Consider the following 19,716-nt stretch of genomic DNA (forward strand, 5'->3'; position numbering starts at 1 on the left):
TATAGACGGCCTGAGACGCTTTGGAGACGCCCATCTAACTATTGTGGAACTAGCCAAACAGATGACGCCCCATCATCTGTAGCTTATCGTTGACATCACACCAGTTCCATGAATGATGAAAACCCTAAGTCTCAATCTCCATCGTCTTCTCAGAGTCTGGAACGCGTTCAAGAAGTTCAGCCGCCTGACGTAGAACAGCCGCAGGATGAAAACGTTCCACCTGCTAAACCTTCTGCATGGACACTAAAAAAGCCCCTGTGGCCAGTGATTACTTTGGCCATGTTGGTGTTAGCTGGCTTTACAGGTTGGAAAGTGTATCAAGGGTGGCAACAACCATCGTCCATTGAAACGGTTGAAACCAGCCCAGCTCGGTTGCCGGTGCGAGTCACCCGTGCCCAACAAGGTCTTGCCCAGGCTTGGGTCTTTGATGAAGGTATTTCTCTGCCGGTTCAGCTCAGGGTCTTGAACTTCTATGCCAACGGCGACATTACCTATGTGGCAAAAAATAATGGCATTGCCCTTAAGGAAGGGGACTTTGTTTCCCGTGGTCAGCTGTTAGCCACGATAGATGACCGCCGACAGACGTCCAGTATGGTGACATCGGAGGCTGATATTCAGGTAGCCATTAACCAGCGCGATCAGTCACAAGCTTCGGTCTTGCAAGCTCAAGCCGAGCTGGCTAAGGCTGAATCTGACTTAGCGTTGGCCCAAACTGAATACCAGCGTTATCAATCGTTATTTGCACAAGGGGCAGTATCGGCCAGCTCACGGGATGTGTATCGAAATCGTGTGGATCAGGCCCAGGCTGCCTTCAAAATTGCTCAGCAAACGATTGCATCTGCTGAAGATAATGTGCGTGTGGCCGAGTCCTCTATTCAATCCGCCCAGGCTCGCCGTAATCAAACTGCAGTGGATCTCGAAGATACTCAGCTAGTTTCTCCCATTGATGGTGTGATTGCCTATATCAATATTCAAGAAGGAGAGTATTGGAACTCTCAATACCTCAATGTGAGTGGTGCTCAAGAGTTAATTGAAACGGCTCCCATTGTTGTTGTCGATCCATCTACTTACGAAGTGGAACTAGAACTTCAGGCTGATGATGCCAATGCTGTGCGCTCTGGTCAGCGGGCCTATGTAGTTTTAGAAGAAGATGTGAGTGCTGCTCAAGCCAGCGGAGTCAGTCAGCAAGACTTGTTGACAATTGCTAAACAGCGGGGTAGTGAAGGGCGCGTCTTTGCCATTAGCCCATCCCAGACGCCAGGCAGTCGCGGTACTAAGATTGTTATTCGAGATTTCCAACAGGTGCGTAATCTCAAAGTGGGTGCTCGGGCCTACGTTTGGATTGAAACAGAGGCCAATTCAGATGCAACCGTTCTGCCCTTAGGGTCTGTGCTTGCTCGGGGACAAGACTTTTTTGCATTTGTTGTTAGCGAGGACGGCACTGTGCAGAGACGACGGGTCACCGTAGGTGTGGAGGGTCTAGCTGGGACAGAAGTGTTGTCTGGTGTGGAGCCTGGCGAACTGGTGGTGACTGACGGCCAAAACCGTTTGGTGAATGGCACCCCGGTTGAAATTATTAATCAGGAGGACATACAGTGAATCCTCAAGAGTTGTCGAACATCCCATCAGATAGCGTGACCAGTGTTGCATCCGATCATAGAGGTGAGCAGCCATCAGTCCCTGCCTGGATGACGTTCTTTTTTACCCGCCAGATTTTTGCCATTCTGCTCTGCTTTATGTTGATGATGGGCGGTTTGATGGGGTATTTCTCCATGGTAAAGGAGGGAGACCCTGATATTAAGATTGCCCGTGCGCTGATCACCACAGTTTGGCCGGGTACCGATGCAGAAACTATCGAAAATCAGGTTACCGATAAAATTGAAGAAGAGATTAAAAGTCTCCAGGGGTTGGATGATTTCACCAGTGCCACCTTTAATTCCTTCTCGATTATTAATGTTGCCTTTAAGGCCGAATCCCCTGTGGCTGAGTCGATTCAGCAACTACGCGGTAAGCTGGATGATTCTGAGCCTGAACTGCCGTTAGAGGCTACTGGGCGAGAAAAGCCAGAATTTGAACAGCTTTCACAGCAAGATGCACCCGTTCTCTCTCTAGCCTTAACCGGAGAGAATCTGGATATTACCATTCTCAGCCAGGTTGCTGAAGACTTACAAGAACGGCTGGAGTCGGTTAAAAATGTGCGCGAGGTCGATCTGTCAGGGCGACGTGAAGATGTTATCCATGTGCAGATGCTACCCAGTCGTTTAACAACTTTAGGGATTTCTGCCACCCAGGTGGGCAGTGCCATTGAAGGGAGCAATATTGACACCTCCTGGGACTTAGTGCGGGATGACAAAATTGGGGCTCAAGTCAGGCTATATGGTCGCTTTCGCACGTTGGAGGATTTGAGCAGTCTGCCGGTTGCTCGGCTGAATGATAATCGTGTGGTGCGCTTAGCTGAGATGGCTGACGTTTATCAGGGTCTAGAGCGAGAGACCAATCGAGCCGATGTGAGCTGGCAAGGGGCTGAATTTTCACCCACTATCGTGCTGGATGTGGTAAAAGTGGCCGGTAGTGATACGACCCAAGTGGTTAATGGTGCCCTAGCGGCCATGGAATCTGCCCGTGAAGACCCTGAGCTATGGCCCCATGGCATGGACTATCGCGTTCTCAATAGCGATGCGGACAAAATTCAAACTGAACTTAACGACCTCGGTAGCAACGTTTTTCAGGCGTCACTCTGTGTCTTTGCCATTCTCTTTGTGGCCCTCACCTGGCGCGAGGCGCTGATTGCTGGATTAGCCATTCCCCTGACGTTTGCAGGGGCGATTTTCTTTCTGTGGATGATGGGGTATACCCTCAACACCATGGTGATGATTGGCATGATCCTGGCGTTGGGGCTGCTGGTGGATGTGTTTATCCTGATGCTGGAGGGCATGCACAATGGTCTATATATTGAGGGGCTAACCTTTTCCCAAGCGGCGATTAAAACCGTGAAGACCTATGCGGCTCCTGCGTTTTCAGGCCAGCTGACGACCATTTTAGCCATGGCTCCGTTGATGGCGATCGCAGGTACCATGGGTAAGTTTGTGCGCCTGATTCCCATTAGTGCCATTACCTGTTTGGTGCTGAGCTATGTAATTGCTTTACTAGTTGTTGTGCCCCTCTCTAAATTCTTGCTAGATAATGTGCAGGGTAAGGGCGATGCTAAAACCTTTGTGGACCGCCTGACTGAAGAAGTCTCTAAAAAGTTTACCCAATGGAGCTTAAAGGTCACGGTGCCCAATCGGCGGGTGGCCCGTCTATGGACAGCTAGCACAATTGCTTTGTTTGTGCTAGCTATGGTGTTGTTCACGGGGCTACCATCTGCCCTATTTCCAGATGCGGAGGCCCGCAAGCTCAGCATTAATGTGGAATTACCCCCAGCTACCACGCTGACCCGCTCCCAAGAGGTGGCTGATCGCATGGGTGAATTTGTTCGTAACTATAGTGACCCTAACGGAGAAAAAGTCTTTGAAAGTGTGGTGAAACTGGTGGGTCAGCGCAGTAATTTAGTCGCGTCTAGTGAAATCAAACCCACCAATGCCGACTACTTTGTTGGTTTATCGACAATGTTCGTCGAGCGGCCTCAGCGAGACCGTGACTCCTTTGAGTATGCTCGCGATCTCAGGCGAGAGATCAACAACACCATCCTACGGGATTATCCAGGAGCCATCTTAGCGGTTCAATATGAGCGTACCGGGGGCGGTGAAGACCCTATCCAAGTAGAACTCTATGGTAAAGATCTGCAAACCCTGCGGGAGATTTCTGGTCAGGTGCAGCAGGCCTTGCGAGAGATTCCCGGCACGATGGATGTGCGGGATGACCTTGGTAACTTACGGGAAGATTACAAGTTTGTGCCTAAACGAGAGGCCTTAGATTTCTATGGCATTAGTCAAGAAGATTTGGGGATCCAGGGGCGCTATCTGATGATTGACAATGAGGTGGGTGACTTTTCTGTGGGCAGTGGCGAAGAAGATCTGGAAATTCGTTTGAGTACTCGATGGCCCTCTCAAAATGGCGAAGTGGGTGGACCGGCTCGGCTAGATGAATTTGCCACCATGCGGTTTATCACCCCTGAAGGTGAGGCGTTGCCCGCCAATGCTTTATTGGAACCGGTCCAGGGGGCTGTTCCCCTTTCCATCACCCATCGCGATACCCAGCGCAGCGTCACGGTGTTGGCTAAAGTGATTCCTGGCCAGGGCTACTATGACAGTCAGATCTTGGCTGAACTTGTACCCTATCTGGAGGCCATGCAGTACGATTCCACCGATCCCAAGAATCCTGACCGCTGGCCTCGGGGCTACACCTATAAGTTTGGTGGTGACGCCGATACCAGTAGTGAAACCTTTGGTTCGGCAGGGCAGATGTTAGTGGTGGCCATCTTTCTGGTGTTTGCGGTGCTGGTGCTCCAGTTTGGTTCCTACACCCAGCCAGTGATTATTATCCTCACCATTCCCTTTGCCTTGATTGGGACAATCTTTGGCTATGTTGTGCTGAATCTACCGTTTTCGTTCCCAACGGCCATTGGTATTATTTCTCTCACAGGCATTGTGGTAAATAATGCAATTGTCATGGTGGACACCATGAATGAGCGCCGCAGAGAGGGCTGGGATGTACGCCATGCGGCTGCTCTGGGGGCTAGCGATCGATTACGCCCCATTGTGACAACGTCGATCACAACTGTGATTGGTTTGATTCCGCTGGCGCTGAGTGATGCGAAATGGTTCCCGTTGTGTATGGCGATCATTTTTGGATTAATGTCGGCGACGTTGATTGCTCTGTTGGTTGTGCCGGGGCTTTACTTGCAGTTGACTCCCAGGACCCCGACAGAGTCTGGTGCGTAAGACATTCTATGGGTGACATTGTGCCTTAGAATTTCCTCTCCTTGAGAAGATCGTGCCGGTGAACTCAGTGTTTAGAAATATTGGTAATGATGTGAATGTTGTCCAGGTTCTCAAATTCCCCAAGATTCTTTTTTGAACTATGATTCTTTCTTCATTTTCTGTTGTCACGAGTTCTGTGCTTACTCCGCTGCTGGCTTCAGCTGTCGGAGTTGAAAGCGAGTTCTATGCTAAAGCGTTAGCCGCAGCAGTTGCATTGGTGACCGTTGTCGTTTTTCTGTTTGCTCAGCTTTTTGGCGAACTTGCTATTCGCTTGAGTTTGCCTGCAGTTCTAGGTGAACTGATTGCTGGTTTTATTCTGGGTGTTTCAGGTATTCATTGTATTGTTTTGGGTAATGGGGGGGAAGTTGCTGATTGGACCGTGGCTGCTGTTCAGCTAATTTCTGGTAGTGACACGACGACAATTCAAGAAGTCTTTGCGGGTCCGATAAGGATTTTACTGAATCAATATGCCGAGCTTGGTGTGGGGGTTTTGCTCTTTAAGATTGGTCTGGAAGCTGATCTCGAAGAGTTAATCAAGGTGGGTCCCCAGGCGGCATCAGTCGCTGTGGCAGGGGTGATTCTCCCGTTTGTAGCCGGGTTTGTGGGTCTGACTTCGATCTTTCATCTATCTGCGATCGCATCAATTTTTGCAGCGGCAGCACTAACGGCCACAAGTATCGGCATCACCTCTCGGATCATGCAAGATATGGGAGTATTGAACACCAAGGAAGGGCAAATTATTCTCGGTGCTGCCGTTTTAGACGATATTCTTGGCATTGCCATTTTAGCCGTGGCCATTGGTATTGCCGAGCATGGAACGGTTGAGATTTCTAGCGTCATTGGCACCATTATCAGCGCTACACTTTTTGTAATATCAGCCATTGTCCTGAATAAATTTTTTGGTCCCCGTTATATCAACTTTCTGGACAAATTCAGTAACCCGTATAGTGTGCTAATCGGTTCCATTATCTTTCTATCGTTGATGGGCACGATTGCGAATGTGATTGGCTTGGAAGAAATCCTTGGCTGTTTTGCAGCCGGTATAATTCTTGGCAATACAAAAGCAACGGCAGCTTTAGAGAAGGCCTGTGAGCCTTTAGTTGCTCTATTTGCAACGGTATTCTTTGTGTCCATTGGGGCCAAAACTGACTTGAGTGTCCTGAACTTGGCGAATCCTGAGAGTCGAACTGGTTTAGTGATAGCAGCATTCCTAATTGTGATTGCCATTTTGGGCAAACTAGCCGCTGGATATTTTGTCTTTTCTAAAGAGAATGTGAATCGGCTAGCCATTGGTACTGGCATGGTGCCACGGGGAGAAGTGGGTTTAGTATTTGCAGGTCTGGGGGCCGCCACAGGGACATTAACCGGTTCCTTGAATGTTGCCATTGTGTTGATGGTGATTGCCACCACCTTTGTGGCTCCCCCCATGCTGCGATGGGTATTTGCTAGTAACCAGACTGTAACTAATCAGGAGCAACAGCCTGTTGCGAAATAAATCTGAAATTCGGCTTGGTGACATCTGTGATCCCAAGACAGGTGCAAGCCCCTACTATCCAATAAACTGAGACAACTATCATGGGTTTTACAACAGGTTATCTCAAGGTGATTCGACGGTTAGTGCAAGCTACGGCTTTAGGTATCCTTTCTGGGATAATGAGCCCCTTACCCGTTCGCTCAGCGGATGAACTTTACTTTGACTACGGTGTTTTAGGGCGACAGATTTCGATCTCATCCCTAGAAGCATTTGCCACAGAAGGCACCATAGACGATGAACTAGCCCCTTATTTGGATAGGGTTTCACCGGAAAATCGTCAGGCGTTTCAGCGGACTTTGAGTACTCCCTTAGTGGCTTTAAATGACGGTATTCCTGAACAAATAGCCGATCCGTTTGTGCTGTCTCAGTGGCTGTATTCTCCCATCGGAGAACTTGTTTTAGCGAACGCTGGGCAGCTGATTAAAACTGAGGGACGTCACAATGGTCAGCGGGCGATTCGAGCGGCGATGGTGTTGGCGGCGGCTGATCCGGCGGGTCTATCGCTGATTAATATCCTCCGGTTCTACCCGACGAATGGTATCAGGCTGGATTTGCCACAAATTTTGGCGCTATCTGAGGCTATTGAGACCAATATTGAAACTACTGACAGCTTAGTGCAGGCGACCATTCAACAGTCTGTTGCTGTTGCTGCCACTGAGCCGATGTTGGACTATCAGGCGCTACCCATGCTGGCAGATGTGCCTCGGTTTGATGTGGTGAAACAATCGCTGATGTTGGAGGATCGCGATCGCAACCGCACTTATCCTACCGATCTCTATCTCCCCACTGACCTCAGTGCCGTTCTCGGACCCATCCCAGTGATGGTGTTGTCCCATGGCTACGGAGAGACCCGCACCAATCCAGATGCGGTAGCCGCTGCTCGCAGCTTAGCCGCCAATGGCTTTGTGGTCGCTGTGCCCGAGCACATTGGCAGCAACGCAGTCTATCAGGATGATTTGGCCCTGGGACTAAACCGTGAATCTTTTGATGTCATGGAGTTTATCAATCGCCCTTTGGATATTCGGTTTCTCCTTGACACTCTAGAAGAGAAAAACAAAACTGATTTTCAGGGACGGCTACAGCTCGAACGTGTAGGTCTGGTCGGGTATTCGTTTGGAGGGTACACCGTATTAGCAGCCGCTGGGGCAACCGTTGATGTGGACCTCCTGGAGCAACAGTGTGATCTAGACGCCGATTTTGTGCCTGACAATGTCAATATTGCCCTGCTAATTCAATGTCGATTGCTAGAGCTGCAATCTGCTCCCCAGGTGTTGCAACAGTTGCTCGATGGTAGCCTGGCCGATGAGCGCATTGGCTCGGTGTTTGCCCTGTCTCCCTTAAGCAATCTGTTTGGAGACAAGGGCATGAGAAATATTCAGATTCCGGTAGTCATTGTGGGTGGAGCCTATGATATTGCCACTCCCATTGTGCAAGAGCAGCTAGCTGCTTTCCAGGGGCTTACCACCTCTGAAAAATATTTTTACCTGGCTGAAAATCTATCCCACACCTCTGCCCTGACGCGGGCGATCCTGGACCTGGCGTATCCCAGAAGTGGCATTGTAGAACGCTTTAACGCCAGTGAACAATGGCTGTTTAATCTGATGGTGACGCTGTTGATTGCCCATGGTCAGGTCTCTTTAATGGGGGATGAAACCTATAATCCCTACCTCACTGCCGCCTATGTGGAGACCGTGAGCGTAGACCCCACCAGGCTGCATCTGCTCAGGTCGTTACCCCCCTGTTTGTCTGGGCGTCGGTGTGCTGAAAATTAACGTTAGCGCATTAAATCCATGACTGGCAGGGGTTCGACGCTTTAGGGACGCTTTAGGGACACTGGTTTGATTACAGTTAAACCAGTGAAAAACGACAAATTCTAACGTTCATTTCGAACCGTAACTAAGGAACCTGAATCATGAAAACGTCTGGTGTTGTACAACCGCAGCCATCATCTGATGTTATCCAACTACAGCAATCACAAGTTTTAGATGCTGGTATGGTGGCCGCTAAGGCATTTGCAGACGATCCAGTCTTTACGTATATAATCTCTGACGATCGAGAATTTCGGCTGCAGTCTTTGACGTGGTTGATGCGCAAACTGGTTGTGTATTCTACTCAGTACAATCATGTTTATACAACCCAGGATTTAGAAGGAATTGCCGCCGGGCTACCACCGGGAGAACTCTCTAGTAATCCGCTTGAGTTATTGAAAATGATCTGGGAGCTCCAGCTGTATGCCTTACCCACAAAATTTCGCTGGAATCGCTTGGGAAGATGTCTAACGTTGTTATCGGCTGTTGAGCAGGCCCATCAACAAGATATGGGCGATTGCCCCCATTGGTATTTGGGCTTGATGGTAGTGCATCCCACCTGTCAGGGACGAGGCGTGGGCCGTCGGTTACTACAGCCGATTTTGCAACAGGCAAGCCATGAAGGGGTAGCCTGCTATTTGGTGACGTTTACGGAACAAGCCGTACGCTTTTATCAGAAACATGGATTTGAAATTGTACAGATCCAGAAAACAGCCCCCGATGCGCCACCCTTCTGGACACTCAAGCGCAACCCATAGCGTACAAAAGTTAAGACGATACTAGAAGTGGGCGGAGCCTCATTTCTAACTGTGTATAGTTGGCAATGGGTCCGCCTTGGCAGCATCTACAACTCAATCCTTCAATTCCCTGCTGTGCCATGTCTTTTGCCAAGCTACTACGAACTATCATTCTTGGGCTAATTAGTTTGTTGGGGTTGCTGATCGTGATTGGTGTGGCAGCCTGGTGGCAGGATTGGTGGTACGGAACACTCAATCCAGATCAGGTAAGGCCAATTGAGAACTGGGTATTGGGATTAGTCATGGGCATGGTTTATATCCAGATAGCTCTAGCGGTAGAAACCTTGCTCATCAGTCTTGTAACCCGGTTTCGATGGATAAAATTTCAGCGAGGCAGACTCTTAGTCGGACTATTTAGCCTGATTATGCTGTCATTCGCGTTACCCTTATTGAAAGAAATCACTTTAGTTAGACCTGGCGATAGTGTGTCATTTTTACAGTATTTGTTATACCTGATGCTGCCTGTGATACCTGCTTGGTGTTTATTGTGGTTTCGACGTGCCTAGGGATTGGTTGTTGCGACCTTAAAAGAGCCTATCCTACCTCTAGTCCCAAATGTGTTAGAAGACCTGGGATTGGTGACTGATTAAGGCTGTATAGCTGTATAACAGCACCTGATTATCTTGATTTTTCTGACACCGCTGATATCTATAAATACGGCATAGAGAAGTTAAGATACCCTGATATTTAAAAGATGCATCTTTATTCCTGAAATCTCTGAAATCACCTCCGTTATTGATGATTGTGACGCCAGCCACAGACATACAGCCTTGTTATTGTATATCTCTTCTTTCGAAAGGTGAGGGTAATGAAAGAAAATATTCTGCTTTGATGAGAAAGATGAGAGAAAAGTGATTGAATCTATTTAGAAAACCTTAAATTCTGTTGGAGATAAGGCAATGTTATTGCATGGGTTCATTGAGATTAGTTTATTTGCTTGATTGAGTGCAGTCGTTTTGCTGATCCGTGTTTACACTTGGTGTGTTGCTATGGTTCAGAGTGAGTAAAATGATATCTTGTTGGTCGTTGTTCATTAATCTCAGACAAGTTTGAATCTTTGCTAACGATTTGTTTTGTTTTCAGTAAGTAGACCAGAGCTGATGTACTTACTTGTTATTTGGCTGGTGTATGGCTTAATGAACTGAAAATTATGGTTTCAAGATCTCCTTAGATGCTCTGTTCAAGATTTTGCTCCAGCTAGACTTGAATATTACTAAGTTTTTTAAGTTTTCTGTTTCGCTTCAAGTAATAAAAAATACCATTTTTGTTAAGATATTTAGTCCTTAGGGTGTCCATCTTTTAGCCCAGAGTGTTTCTTATGCCACAAACTCTCGTTCGTTATTCTAAAGTAGTTGAGATCGTTGGCGACATCATGCGGGTGCAAGTGCCTGAGAGTGCTTACCTGAAAGATACTGGGCCGCGCTATGGCGACTTAGCTGTGGTGGAAGGCGATGATGAGGATAGCCTATCTCTGGCTCAGGTTATTAACATTAAGCATGATACGGTTGCTCTTCAAGTGTTTGGTGGCACGAAAGGTGTGGCGACAAATTCGTCTGTTCGCTTTTTAGGGCATCCCATGGAGGTTACCTATTCTGACAACATTCTAGGGCGGGTATTTCGCGGTACCGGGGAGTCCATTGATGGCAGACCCGATCTATCACAGGATTCTAAAGTCCCCATTGGTGGACCGTCCGTTAATCCCATGCGGCGGGTGTTGGCATCTAAGATGATCCGCACCGATGTGCCGATGATTGATGTGTTTAATTGCCTGGTCGAGAGTCAGAAGATACCCATTTTCTCTGTCGCTGGCGAGCCGTTTAACCCTTTCCTAGCTCGCATTGGCATTCAGGCTGATGCAGACATTGTGGTCTTTGGCGGACTCGGTCTCATTTTTGATGATTACCACTTTTTTCGCACCACCTTTGAAGATGCCGGTGTTTTCTCTCGCACTGTGATGTTTGTTAACCTGGCATCTGATCCCATTGTGGAACGTACCCTGATTCCCGACATGGCCCTGGCGGTAGCGGAACGTTTTGCTGTGGAACAAGGGAAGCGGGTGTTGGTATTGCTGACAGACATGACCGCCTATGCCGATGCCCTTAAAGAGATCGGTATTGCCATGGATCAGGTACCGTCAAATCGGGGCTATATGGGTGATCTATACTCCCAGCTGGCTCGTCGCTATGAGAAAGCCTGTGATTATGCCCAGGGGGGATCAGTGACTATTCTTAGCGTGACCACAATGCCTGGGGATGATGTCACCCATCCAGTGCCAGACAATACGGGGTACATCACCGAGGGGCAATTCTATCTCCATGATGGGGTGATTGATCCTTTTGGTTCGTTGTCACGACTTAAGCAGCATGTTATTGGTAAGGCGACTCGCGAAGACCATAGTCAGATTATGAATACGATGGTTCGCTTTTACTCCAATGCCAAAGATGCTGAACAGAAGCAGGCGATGGCATTTGAACTGTCTGATTTTGATCATAAGCTCTTGAAATTTGGTGAGCTATTCAAACAGCGCTTCATGGACATTAATGTCTCTATTTCCCTTGAGCAGGCGCTTGACCTGGGGTGGAAAACGTTAGCCGAGTGCTTTGAACCTCAAGAATTGTTGATGAAACAGGCGCTGATTGACAAGTACTTTCCAAAAGAGATGCAGTAATAGGAGGCGACCATGGCAAGGTTGGCATTAAATAAGGCGTCTCTTACCAAACTTCAACGACAACTCAAAACCTATAAAGACGTCTTGCCATCTCTCGACCTGAAACGCCGTCAGTTACTGGCTGAGCAGGCCAGAGCTAGACGCAGGCTCATGGATGTTCGCCAGCAGCTGGGAGAGTTAGATCCTCTGATTGCCAGCGAGCTGTTGATGCTATCAACTCAGGAGGTAGATCTGACCGATATTGTTAAGGTCGTTGGGGTGCAGATAGTGGAAGAAAATGTTGTGGGAACCCGTCTGCCTAAGTTGGAGAAGGTTGATATAGAAGTGCGCCAGTATGCTTTCTTGGGCAGACCTCACTGGGTCGAGCGTGTGGTGGACGCCCTCACAACAGCGGTGGAATTACGCCTGCAATTACAGGTGGCTGAGCAACGGCAAGTGTTGCTAAATCAGGCTGCTCGCAAGATTACCCAGCGAGTCAACCTGTTTGATAAGGTGCTGATCCCAAGAGCCCAGGCAAATATTAAAAAAATCCAGATTTATTTGTCGGATGCCGCACGGGCCGCTGTGGTGAACTCAAAGATTGCCAAGCGGAAGAAGGGAGTGGCTGCATGAGTATTGTTCCCTTAAACAAAGTCACCCTTTGCGGGGTAAGTTACGATCAAGAGAAGGTACTTGAGGGCCTACAGCGTTTGGGATGCCTCCACTTGATCCCACTCCAGCCCCCTGCTCAAGAATCAGAGGCAGAGCTATTTGTGCGGGATGAAGATGCCCATGAAGCGCTGCTATATCTGATGGATGTACGGCGTAGGCGACATCAGGTGTTGAAGCATGTGGATTTTGACTTTGATCACGTGTTAGCAGCGGCTTTGGCCAATAAACAAAACCGTCGGGAGGCCGAGGACAGGCGATATTTTTTAGTGAATCGCATCCGAGATTTAGAGCCCTGGGGTGATTTTACCTTACCCGATCTCGGCCAGCTGGGTGGTTACCGACTCTGGTTTTATCGGGTGCCCTACGCGAAGATGAAATCTCTCCAGGATTTGGAGTGGCCCTGGCAACAGGTCTCTGCGGATCATCGATTTACCTATGTTGTAGTCATTTCTAAACAGGAGCCTCCCGCTAACGCCCTGCCCGTTGCTCGCACGTACACCGGGGCAGTGCCGCTAACGGATTTAAAGCATGAGTTACAACGGGTTGAGATCCAGTTAGAAGACTTGGATGCTGAACATGAGGCCCTAAGTCGCTGGATACATTTATTCTCTAAGAATCTGGCGCGGGCTGACGATCGGGCAGCGATTCAGTATGCGAGTACCCAAACCCGTAAGGAAGTTGGCATCTTTATGGTCCAGGGTTGGATGCCTGCCCGAGAGTTAGAGCAATTGGAAGCGTTTGCTGAACAACAGGAACTGGCACTCCTGGTTGAACCGGCCCGTCCTGACGATGCCCCACCCACCCTGATGGATAATCCGCCGGAGCTGAGTAGTGGGCAAGATTTGGTCAGCTTTTACCAAACCCCCGGCTACCGTACCTGGGACCCGTCGATTGCGGTTTTCTTCTCGTTTGCCGTCTTTTTTGCGATGATTCTCTCGGATGCTGGCTATGCCCTGGTGCTGGCAGTCATTGTGGCTTGTTACTGGCCGTCCATGGGGAGCAGTGCAGGCGGCCGACATTTCCGGATCCTATCGGTAATGGGATTGATAGCGGCCATCATCTATGGTGTTTTGGTCGGTAGCTACTTCGGTGCCGGGCCTGAGCAGATTCCGCGCATTGGATCATGGCTCACCCGTTTTCAGGTGCTAAACATCAACAATTACGATGCCATGATGCAGCTTGCGATCGCAATTGGCTGTTTGCATATTACGTTCGCGAACATCATCGCCGCCCTTGGTGCCGGTGGATTTGCCGGAAAGGCGAAACCACTGGGTTGGATTGTTGTTATTGCTGGCGGATTAACCTTGTCACTAGGGCTGGGAGAAGCCGTCGGGCACCATCTAGGCATTGGCTTACTACTGGGCGGTTTCTTAGTGATTTTCTTAGGCGGATTTCTCGGCAGTCGCCAAAAAAATCTGCCCTTACGGTTGGTGGCTGGCCTGGGTTCGTTATCCCAGATCTCCAAACTGTTTGGGGATATTATGAGCTATCTACGATTATTCGCGCTAGGATTAGCCAGTGCCTCATTGGCCTTAACCTTCAACCAGCTAGCCCACCAGGTGTATCAGTCAGTGCCAGGATTAGGGTTGTTGCTCAGCATTTTGATTCTGTTACTGGGCCATGGCATTAATTTAGCCTTGGGGATCATTAGCGGGTTTGTCCATGGTTTGCGGTTGAATTTTATTGAGTTTTTTAATTGGGGTATCACTGATGAAGGATATCCCTTTCAGGCATTTGCAAAAAAGGAGAGTAATCCGTGAATGAATTTATCATTCTCCTGGGGTGGATAGGCATATACGCTCCTGTGTCATTGGGGGCAATTGGCAGCGCCCTTGGCTGTAAGATCGCTGGACAAGCGGCCATTGGGGCAATGCTTGAGGTTAAAGGTGGATATGGTCGCTTTGTTGGTTTATCAGCTTTGCCCTCTTCCATGTCGATTTATGGCATTGTGGTTCTGTTTTCCCTAAACCGTCTTGTGACCGTGGATAATGCTGCCGGGTTATTTAGTATTGGTGTGGGATCCGGTCTGGCGTTTCTGCTATCGGCGATCTATCAAGGTCAAGCCTGTGCCTCTGCGATCGCAGGAGCAAAAGCCAAACCTGAAATCTTTGGGCTTTCCCTGGCACCTGCCGCCATTATTGAAGGTTTTGCCGTGTTTGCCTTTGTCTTCGCTCTGGTGGCGGCAGGTGGTCTGCCATAGGCAGATGGTCTGCCATGGGCAGGTAGTCTGCCATAGACAGATGGTCTGCCATAGGCAGGTAGCCTGCCATAGGTAAAAAAGGGGGAAAATATAACCGTGCGAAACAATAAATCTCACCGATCAGATATACCCGCCGCCCATGGGGTTGATGCCCTAGTTGCACGACTGCGAGATGAAGGCGTTGCCAGTGGTCGGGCTCAAGGGGAACAGATTGTAAAAGATGCCCAATTACGAGCCGAGTTAATTATTGAGCAAGCCCATGAAAAAGCGAGTGAGGTTCTGACTAAGGCCAGACAAGAGGCAGACAGTTTAGAAAAAGCGGGTCATCAAGCGCTAGAAGTTGCCGCCCGTGATGCCATGCTCTCTCTCAAAATGGAGTTGAGCCAGCGATTTGCCGGGGAGGTGCGTCGCTTAGTCGGTGTCGAAGCTCAGAAACCAGAACTCTTACAGCGACTTATTCTAGAAATAGCAGGCCGAGCTCAAGACGAGATTGACGATGCGCAATCAGTGGAGATCTTGTTGCCTCGTAATGTGGCAGGGTTTGAGGAACTCAGTCGTAACCCTGAGGAATTGGAACAGGGGATATTAACCCATTTTATCCGTCTGATTAGTCAAGAAGCACTGCAAGAAGGCATCACCTTTGGTGTGGCTAACGATAATCATGGGGGTCTGAGGATCCGACTGGTGGATCAGGAAGTTGTGCTAGATGTTAGCGATCGCGCCATTGCCGATGTACTTCTTCAGTATCTTCAACCCCGTTTCCGCGCACTTCTAGAAGGCATTGTCAAATAGGTATAACAATGTTTAAGGCCAACCAGTACGTCACCCTGATGGCAAGCCTGCCCTATCTTGGCGAACTTTTTGAAGCCCAGCAGACGCCGTTGTCGCGATTTAAACTGGAAGCTCGTCTGAAGATGCTGAGTGAGGAAGATGCTGTACGCCTGCAGCAAATACAGTCCTTAATTCGTTGGCACCATGTGCCCATATCGCGAACAGATGCGGAAATTGTAGCAGCAGCAGAGCAATTCTTTCAGCAGGTCAAAAATCCGCTCCTGCGAGAAGTCGTCGCGTTTCGCTTAGAGCTACACACGATTGTCGCCGCCCTACGCCGTCGTCAGCGAGGCGAGAAAACCGCACCGGTGGGAGAACCCTGGGGGTATGGGCGCTGGGTTAAACACATTGAACGTCATTGGACAGAACCCGCCTTTCGACTACAGGGGAATTTCCCCTGGCTGTTAGAAGCCCAACAGTTGTTGCATGCCGATGAATCAGTGGCGTTAGAACGTGTGTTATTTAGCTACGTTTGGCAGCGATTAGGTCAGTTAGGAGCAGAGCACTATTTCGATTTTGAAGCAGTGGTAATTTATGTAATGCGTTGGGACTTGATTGATCGATGGGTTCGATACGATGGCCCGTTGGCCGTAGAGCGGTTCAAGAACCTGGTGGACGCTGGGGTGGGCGAATTTGATCAGCTGTTTGTATGAGGAGAGTCCGATGTCTGAAATGTACAAGCCAGCTAGGGTTGTTGCTGTTCAAGAAGATATTGTCACCATTAAAATGGCCCCGACGGACGGGCGTCCCTTGACCAAGAATGAAGTGGTCTACATTTCTCCCCAGCGGCAGAATGACGGTCGGACTGAGAGACTCAAGGCTGAAGTGCTGCGGGTACGGGGATATGAAGCCGATGCCCAGGTCTTTGAAAGTACGCGGGGAGTGGGAATTGGCGATCCTGTGGAGCAAACGGGCCAGTTACTCTCTGTCAGCTTGGGGCCGGGGTTACTCGGTCAAGTGTATGACGGTCTACAAAATCCGCTAGATCTGTTGGCAGTATCCTACGGTACGTTTCTACCTCGGGGTGTCGATGTCAAGGCCCTGGATGAACGGAAGAAATGGTCATTTGTGCCGACAGTACATTTGGGTGCTCAACTCAAGGCTGGAGATACTCTCGGTACGGTTCAGGAAGGTCGATTTCGCCATAAAATTATGGTCCCTTTCGATCAACCGGGTGAGGTGGAGCTGATCTGGATCCAACAGGGGAGTTTCACCGTGAACACGCCGATCGCTCGCATCCGGGAGGCCAGTGGTCGAGAGCATACCCTGGATATGACTCAGCAATGGCCTGTACGGCGATCGGTGCCACAACGGCTGCTGACACAGCGATTCTCAGAACGGCTTTACCCTGATGAGCCGCTGATGACAACCCAGCGGATTATTGATACCTTTTTCCCGATTGCCCGTGGGGGCACTGCCTGTATCCCAGGGCCTTTTGGGGCTGGCAAAACCGTATTGCAGCACACCCTGTCTCGATATGCCGCCGTTGATATTGTTCTGGTTGTTGCTTGTGGTGAGCGAGCGGGTGAAGTGGTAGAAACCATTACTGAATTTCCGGAACTGAAAGATCCAAAGACAGGGGCCTCACTGATGGAGCGTACCATCATTATTTGCAATACGTCTTCCATGCCAGTGGCCTCCCGCGAGGCGTCCATCTATACCGGTATCACCTTAGGTGAGTACTATCGTCAAATGGGCTATGACGTTCTCCTCCTGGCGGATTCCACCTCTCGCTGGGCTCAGGCCATGCGAGAAACCTCAGGGCGGATGGAGGAAATTCCTGGGGAGGAAGCGTTTCCAGCTTATTTAGACTCTTCAATTAAAGGAGTATACGAGCGCTCTGGAGTGATTCGCACCAATGATGGCAGTGTGGGCAGTCTCACCATGGTAGGCACTGTTTCTCCGGCCGGAGGAAACTTTGAAGAACCGGTCACCCAATCCACCATGAGCACCGTTAAAACCTTCTTAGGTCTGAGCTATGATCGGGCATACAAGCGTTTTTATCCAGCTATCGATCCGTTAATTTCGTGGTCGCGCTACCTGACCCAACTCACACCATGGTTAAAAAAGGAGATTGCCTCTGACTGGGTTGACCAGGTCCAGGCCATGAACAGTCTCTTGAAACAAGGGGATAGTATTTATCAGATGATGCAAGTCACGGGTGAGGATGGGGTGACCCTGGATGACTATGTGACGTATCAAAAATCCCTATTTGTGGACATGGTCTATCTACAACAGGATGCCTTTGATGCCGTTGATTCCAGCACACCCCTAGCCCGTCAGAAAGAGAGCTTTAACCTGGTCAATGACCTGGTGACTAGATGTTATAAGTTTGACAATAAATCGTCAGCCCGAGATTATTTTACTCACCTGATCGGTCTGTATAAGAACCTCAACTATTCTCGAAGAAAATCTTCTGAGTATACGGACTACTTGAAGCAAATTTATGGTCTAGCGGATGCCGTTACCCTCAGTGAGCTATCACAATTAGAGTGATCTACTAGAGTGATCTACTGAGGTGGTCTGGCCCCGTATTGCAGGCTACCCTGACCATCCAGTTCAACTGGGTTAGCCTGTCCTCGAATGAGGACAGGCTAAGGACGCCTTCTTTCTCACTAACCCGGCGAGACGACGACATCCTTTAGGGGGCTAAGTACGTTTCTGAGCCAGCAGAGTAGCAAAGATGGATTCAATAGGGTTGCCGTTGCTATCTTTGCGATGAAATTTGCCCACTTGTTCTTGATACTCACAAATATGCCAGTGCTTGTAATAGTCATGCAGTTCCTGGGGCACCAAGGTAGTCGGAAATTTGAGGGGACAGGGAAACTCCGACGATGAAACTGGGGCAATAATAAAGTTATAGCCCTGGAGCTTCGTTTGAGCCTGCATGTTCTCAATCACATGGGATAGAGTTTTGTATCTCAAAAACTGAAAAACAACCGTGGAAATAATCAAATCGTAGTAGTCATCAAGAGCCGCTGATTCAATGTTGTGCACCCGGGCTTGAAATCTATCCCCAACCTTTTCCGTTTGAATAATCTCCCGAAGATGCTGAATAGCACTGGTATTTTTATCCAATGCTGTCACCTGATGCCCCTTAGCGTATAAATAGGTAGAATTGCGACCTTTCCCGCAACCTAAATCTAAGATGTTCATCGCCTGACAGTCTGCCAAAGGTCCTTGAATGAGCGCCTGGATATCTCGGTGAGGCGCTGCAAAATGATATTTCTTTTGAAAGTAGTCTTCGGAGCGACAGTAAAACTCAACAAAACACTGTAGGGGTCCTAGAGGCTTGACCCGATGCCAGGCTCCTGGTGATACAAAGAAGTCTGTGTGCTGTGGGGTGATGATGTCGCTAGACAGGATCTCTCCAGCCTCATTTAGGGCCTCATACTGCAATTGGCCTGCTAATACTGTGATTTTTCCCCAGGTGCCTGGCTTTGTATTGTGCTGAGTTTGAAACGATTCTGGTAACGTTGTTTCTGCCCAGATAGGTAGGGTTTTGTATTTAACCAGTGGGTCTATAGTTGCTGTTGTCATAGGTTATGTCTTCGGTTATATCTGCAGTCCTTCACTGCTCTCTATACTCACCATTTAACTAAGGCTTCGACGGTGATGTTTCAAACCCAGCTTCAGCCGAACCATTTACGTCAAAACCTACTTATTTTCATAGTGTTAATTCGGTGGAAATTTCCCAAGGGGGCAACACCCTAGCCTTTTTTCATATTCTCTGGAGTCCCTGCTTGCACCATCTTCATCTGCTCTCCACAACAGATTTCTGAGTGGGGCATACTGTCCGAAGGACAGGGGCATGGCTTTTCATAAACCAACTGGGCTCCACACTTATCACAGGCATAACGATCACCGACTTGGCGTGACATATTCTAGTCTCCTTAGATACACGTATTTAGCCTGACTAAGAACAACATTAAAAGAAAAATCTTTTTGTGCCTTTAGACAGTTGCCTCTGTACCTGATATAGCTTATGTTCCGATGATAGGTCGATAGACCTAGATATGCAAGTCGTTCTGCGGCTGATTGGGGCCTATAAATTAGGGGTATGAACTGGGGGGATCATCGGTAGATAGAGGCACAGGCGTTGTTCCAAGTCACCCAATGTAGCTATGGATGCAAATCTTTAAATTTAGTTATAACTACCTAAATTTAGGTAGCACTGTTGTCTTGTATAAAAGTCTGATCATGCAGGCTGTAGCTAAACTGTGTTACTCGGTAACTGCTTAAAAGAGAGTTGTCAAAAGACAACCTGTCAGACAACAAATAATTACTACATAAATCTAAATTAAA

The 19,716-nt window shown here is 48.8% G+C and carries 15 protein-coding genes; 13 read left to right on the plus strand and 2 right to left on the minus strand.

Going from position 1 to position 19,716, the window contains the following annotated elements:
- Window positions 1–108 precede the first annotated feature (108 nt).
- The 13 genes from U2F10_RS18135 to U2F10_RS18195 all read left to right on the plus strand — a co-directional run bounded on the left by U2F10_RS18135 (window position 109) and on the right by U2F10_RS18195 (window position 17,907).
- Window positions 109–1,599 (plus strand): efflux RND transporter periplasmic adaptor subunit, encoded by a 1,491-nt coding sequence (locus U2F10_RS18135; protein WP_163670126.1) that lies wholly within the window; start codon window positions 109–111, stop codon window positions 1,597–1,599.
- A gap of 89 nt (window positions 1,600–1,688) precedes the next feature.
- Window positions 1,689–4,883 (plus strand): efflux RND transporter permease subunit, encoded by a 3,195-nt coding sequence (locus U2F10_RS18140; protein ID WP_499872999.1) that lies wholly within the window; start codon window positions 1,689–1,691, stop codon window positions 4,881–4,883.
- Between the two features lie 139 nt (window positions 4,884–5,022).
- Complete coding sequence (locus U2F10_RS18145) at window positions 5,023–6,417, plus strand: cation:proton antiporter (protein WP_499872953.1); 1,395 nt, start codon at window positions 5,023–5,025, stop codon at window positions 6,415–6,417.
- Window positions 6,418–6,497: 80 nt separating this feature from the next.
- Window positions 6,498–8,228, plus strand: coding sequence for an alpha/beta hydrolase (locus U2F10_RS18150; protein ID WP_499872954.1), 1,731 nt, complete (start codon window positions 6,498–6,500; stop codon window positions 8,226–8,228).
- Between the two features lie 140 nt (window positions 8,229–8,368).
- On the plus strand, window positions 8,369–9,022 hold the full coding sequence (locus U2F10_RS18155) for a GNAT family N-acetyltransferase (RefSeq protein ID WP_163670134.1): 654 nt from the start codon (window positions 8,369–8,371) through the stop codon (window positions 9,020–9,022).
- Window positions 9,023–9,141: 119 nt separating this feature from the next.
- On the plus strand, window positions 9,142–9,567 hold the full coding sequence (locus U2F10_RS18160; RefSeq protein WP_499872955.1) for a hypothetical protein: 426 nt from the start codon (window positions 9,142–9,144) through the stop codon (window positions 9,565–9,567).
- Between the two features lie 812 nt (window positions 9,568–10,379).
- Window positions 10,380–11,729 (plus strand): V-type ATP synthase subunit B, encoded by a 1,350-nt coding sequence (locus U2F10_RS18165; protein WP_163670138.1) that lies wholly within the window; start codon window positions 10,380–10,382, stop codon window positions 11,727–11,729.
- A 12-nt stretch (window positions 11,730–11,741) separates the two neighbouring features.
- Window positions 11,742–12,341, plus strand: a complete 600-nt coding sequence (locus U2F10_RS18170) for a V-type ATP synthase subunit D (RefSeq protein WP_163670140.1) — start codon at window positions 11,742–11,744, stop codon at window positions 12,339–12,341.
- Window positions 12,338–14,140 carry a V-type ATP synthase subunit I gene (locus U2F10_RS18175; RefSeq protein WP_163670142.1) on the plus strand — a complete coding sequence of 601 codons (1,803 nt, stop codon included), beginning with the start codon at window positions 12,338–12,340 and terminating at the stop codon, window positions 14,138–14,140. The genes U2F10_RS18170 and U2F10_RS18175 overlap by 4 nt, the downstream gene beginning before the upstream one ends.
- Window positions 14,137–14,580, plus strand: a complete 444-nt coding sequence (locus U2F10_RS18180; protein ID WP_163670144.1) for an ATP synthase subunit C — start codon at window positions 14,137–14,139, stop codon at window positions 14,578–14,580. The genes U2F10_RS18175 and U2F10_RS18180 overlap by 4 nt, the downstream gene beginning before the upstream one ends.
- A gap of 96 nt (window positions 14,581–14,676) precedes the next feature.
- Window positions 14,677–15,372: a hypothetical protein gene (locus tag U2F10_RS18185; RefSeq protein ID WP_163670146.1), complete on the plus strand. Its 696-nt coding sequence runs from the start codon at window positions 14,677–14,679 to the stop codon at window positions 15,370–15,372.
- Window positions 15,373–15,380: 8 nt separating this feature from the next.
- Window positions 15,381–16,064, plus strand: coding sequence for a DUF2764 family protein (locus U2F10_RS18190; protein WP_163670148.1), 684 nt, complete (start codon window positions 15,381–15,383; stop codon window positions 16,062–16,064).
- A gap of 10 nt (window positions 16,065–16,074) precedes the next feature.
- Window positions 16,075–17,907 (plus strand): V-type ATP synthase subunit A, encoded by a 1,833-nt coding sequence (locus tag U2F10_RS18195; RefSeq protein WP_163670150.1) that lies wholly within the window; start codon window positions 16,075–16,077, stop codon window positions 17,905–17,907.
- A 153-nt stretch (window positions 17,908–18,060) separates the two neighbouring features.
- On the opposite strand, the gene tehB is transcribed toward U2F10_RS18195, so the two are convergent.
- Both tehB and U2F10_RS18205 read right to left on the minus strand, forming a co-directional pair.
- Window positions 18,061–18,951 carry an SAM-dependent methyltransferase TehB gene (gene tehB / locus U2F10_RS18200; protein ID WP_499872956.1) on the minus strand — a complete coding sequence of 297 codons (891 nt, stop codon included), beginning with the start codon at window positions 18,949–18,951 and terminating at the stop codon, window positions 18,061–18,063.
- Between the two features lie 170 nt (window positions 18,952–19,121).
- Window positions 19,122–19,292: a hypothetical protein gene (locus U2F10_RS18205; protein ID WP_163670154.1), complete on the minus strand. Its 171-nt coding sequence runs from the start codon at window positions 19,290–19,292 to the stop codon at window positions 19,122–19,124.
- Window positions 19,293–19,716: the final 424 nt, after the last annotated feature.

The sequence above is a fragment of the Leptothoe sp. EHU-05/26/07-4 genome, assembly GCF_043421015.1.
Classification (GTDB): domain Bacteria; phylum Cyanobacteriota; class Cyanobacteriia; order Phormidesmidales; family Phormidesmidaceae; genus Leptothoe; species Leptothoe turfae.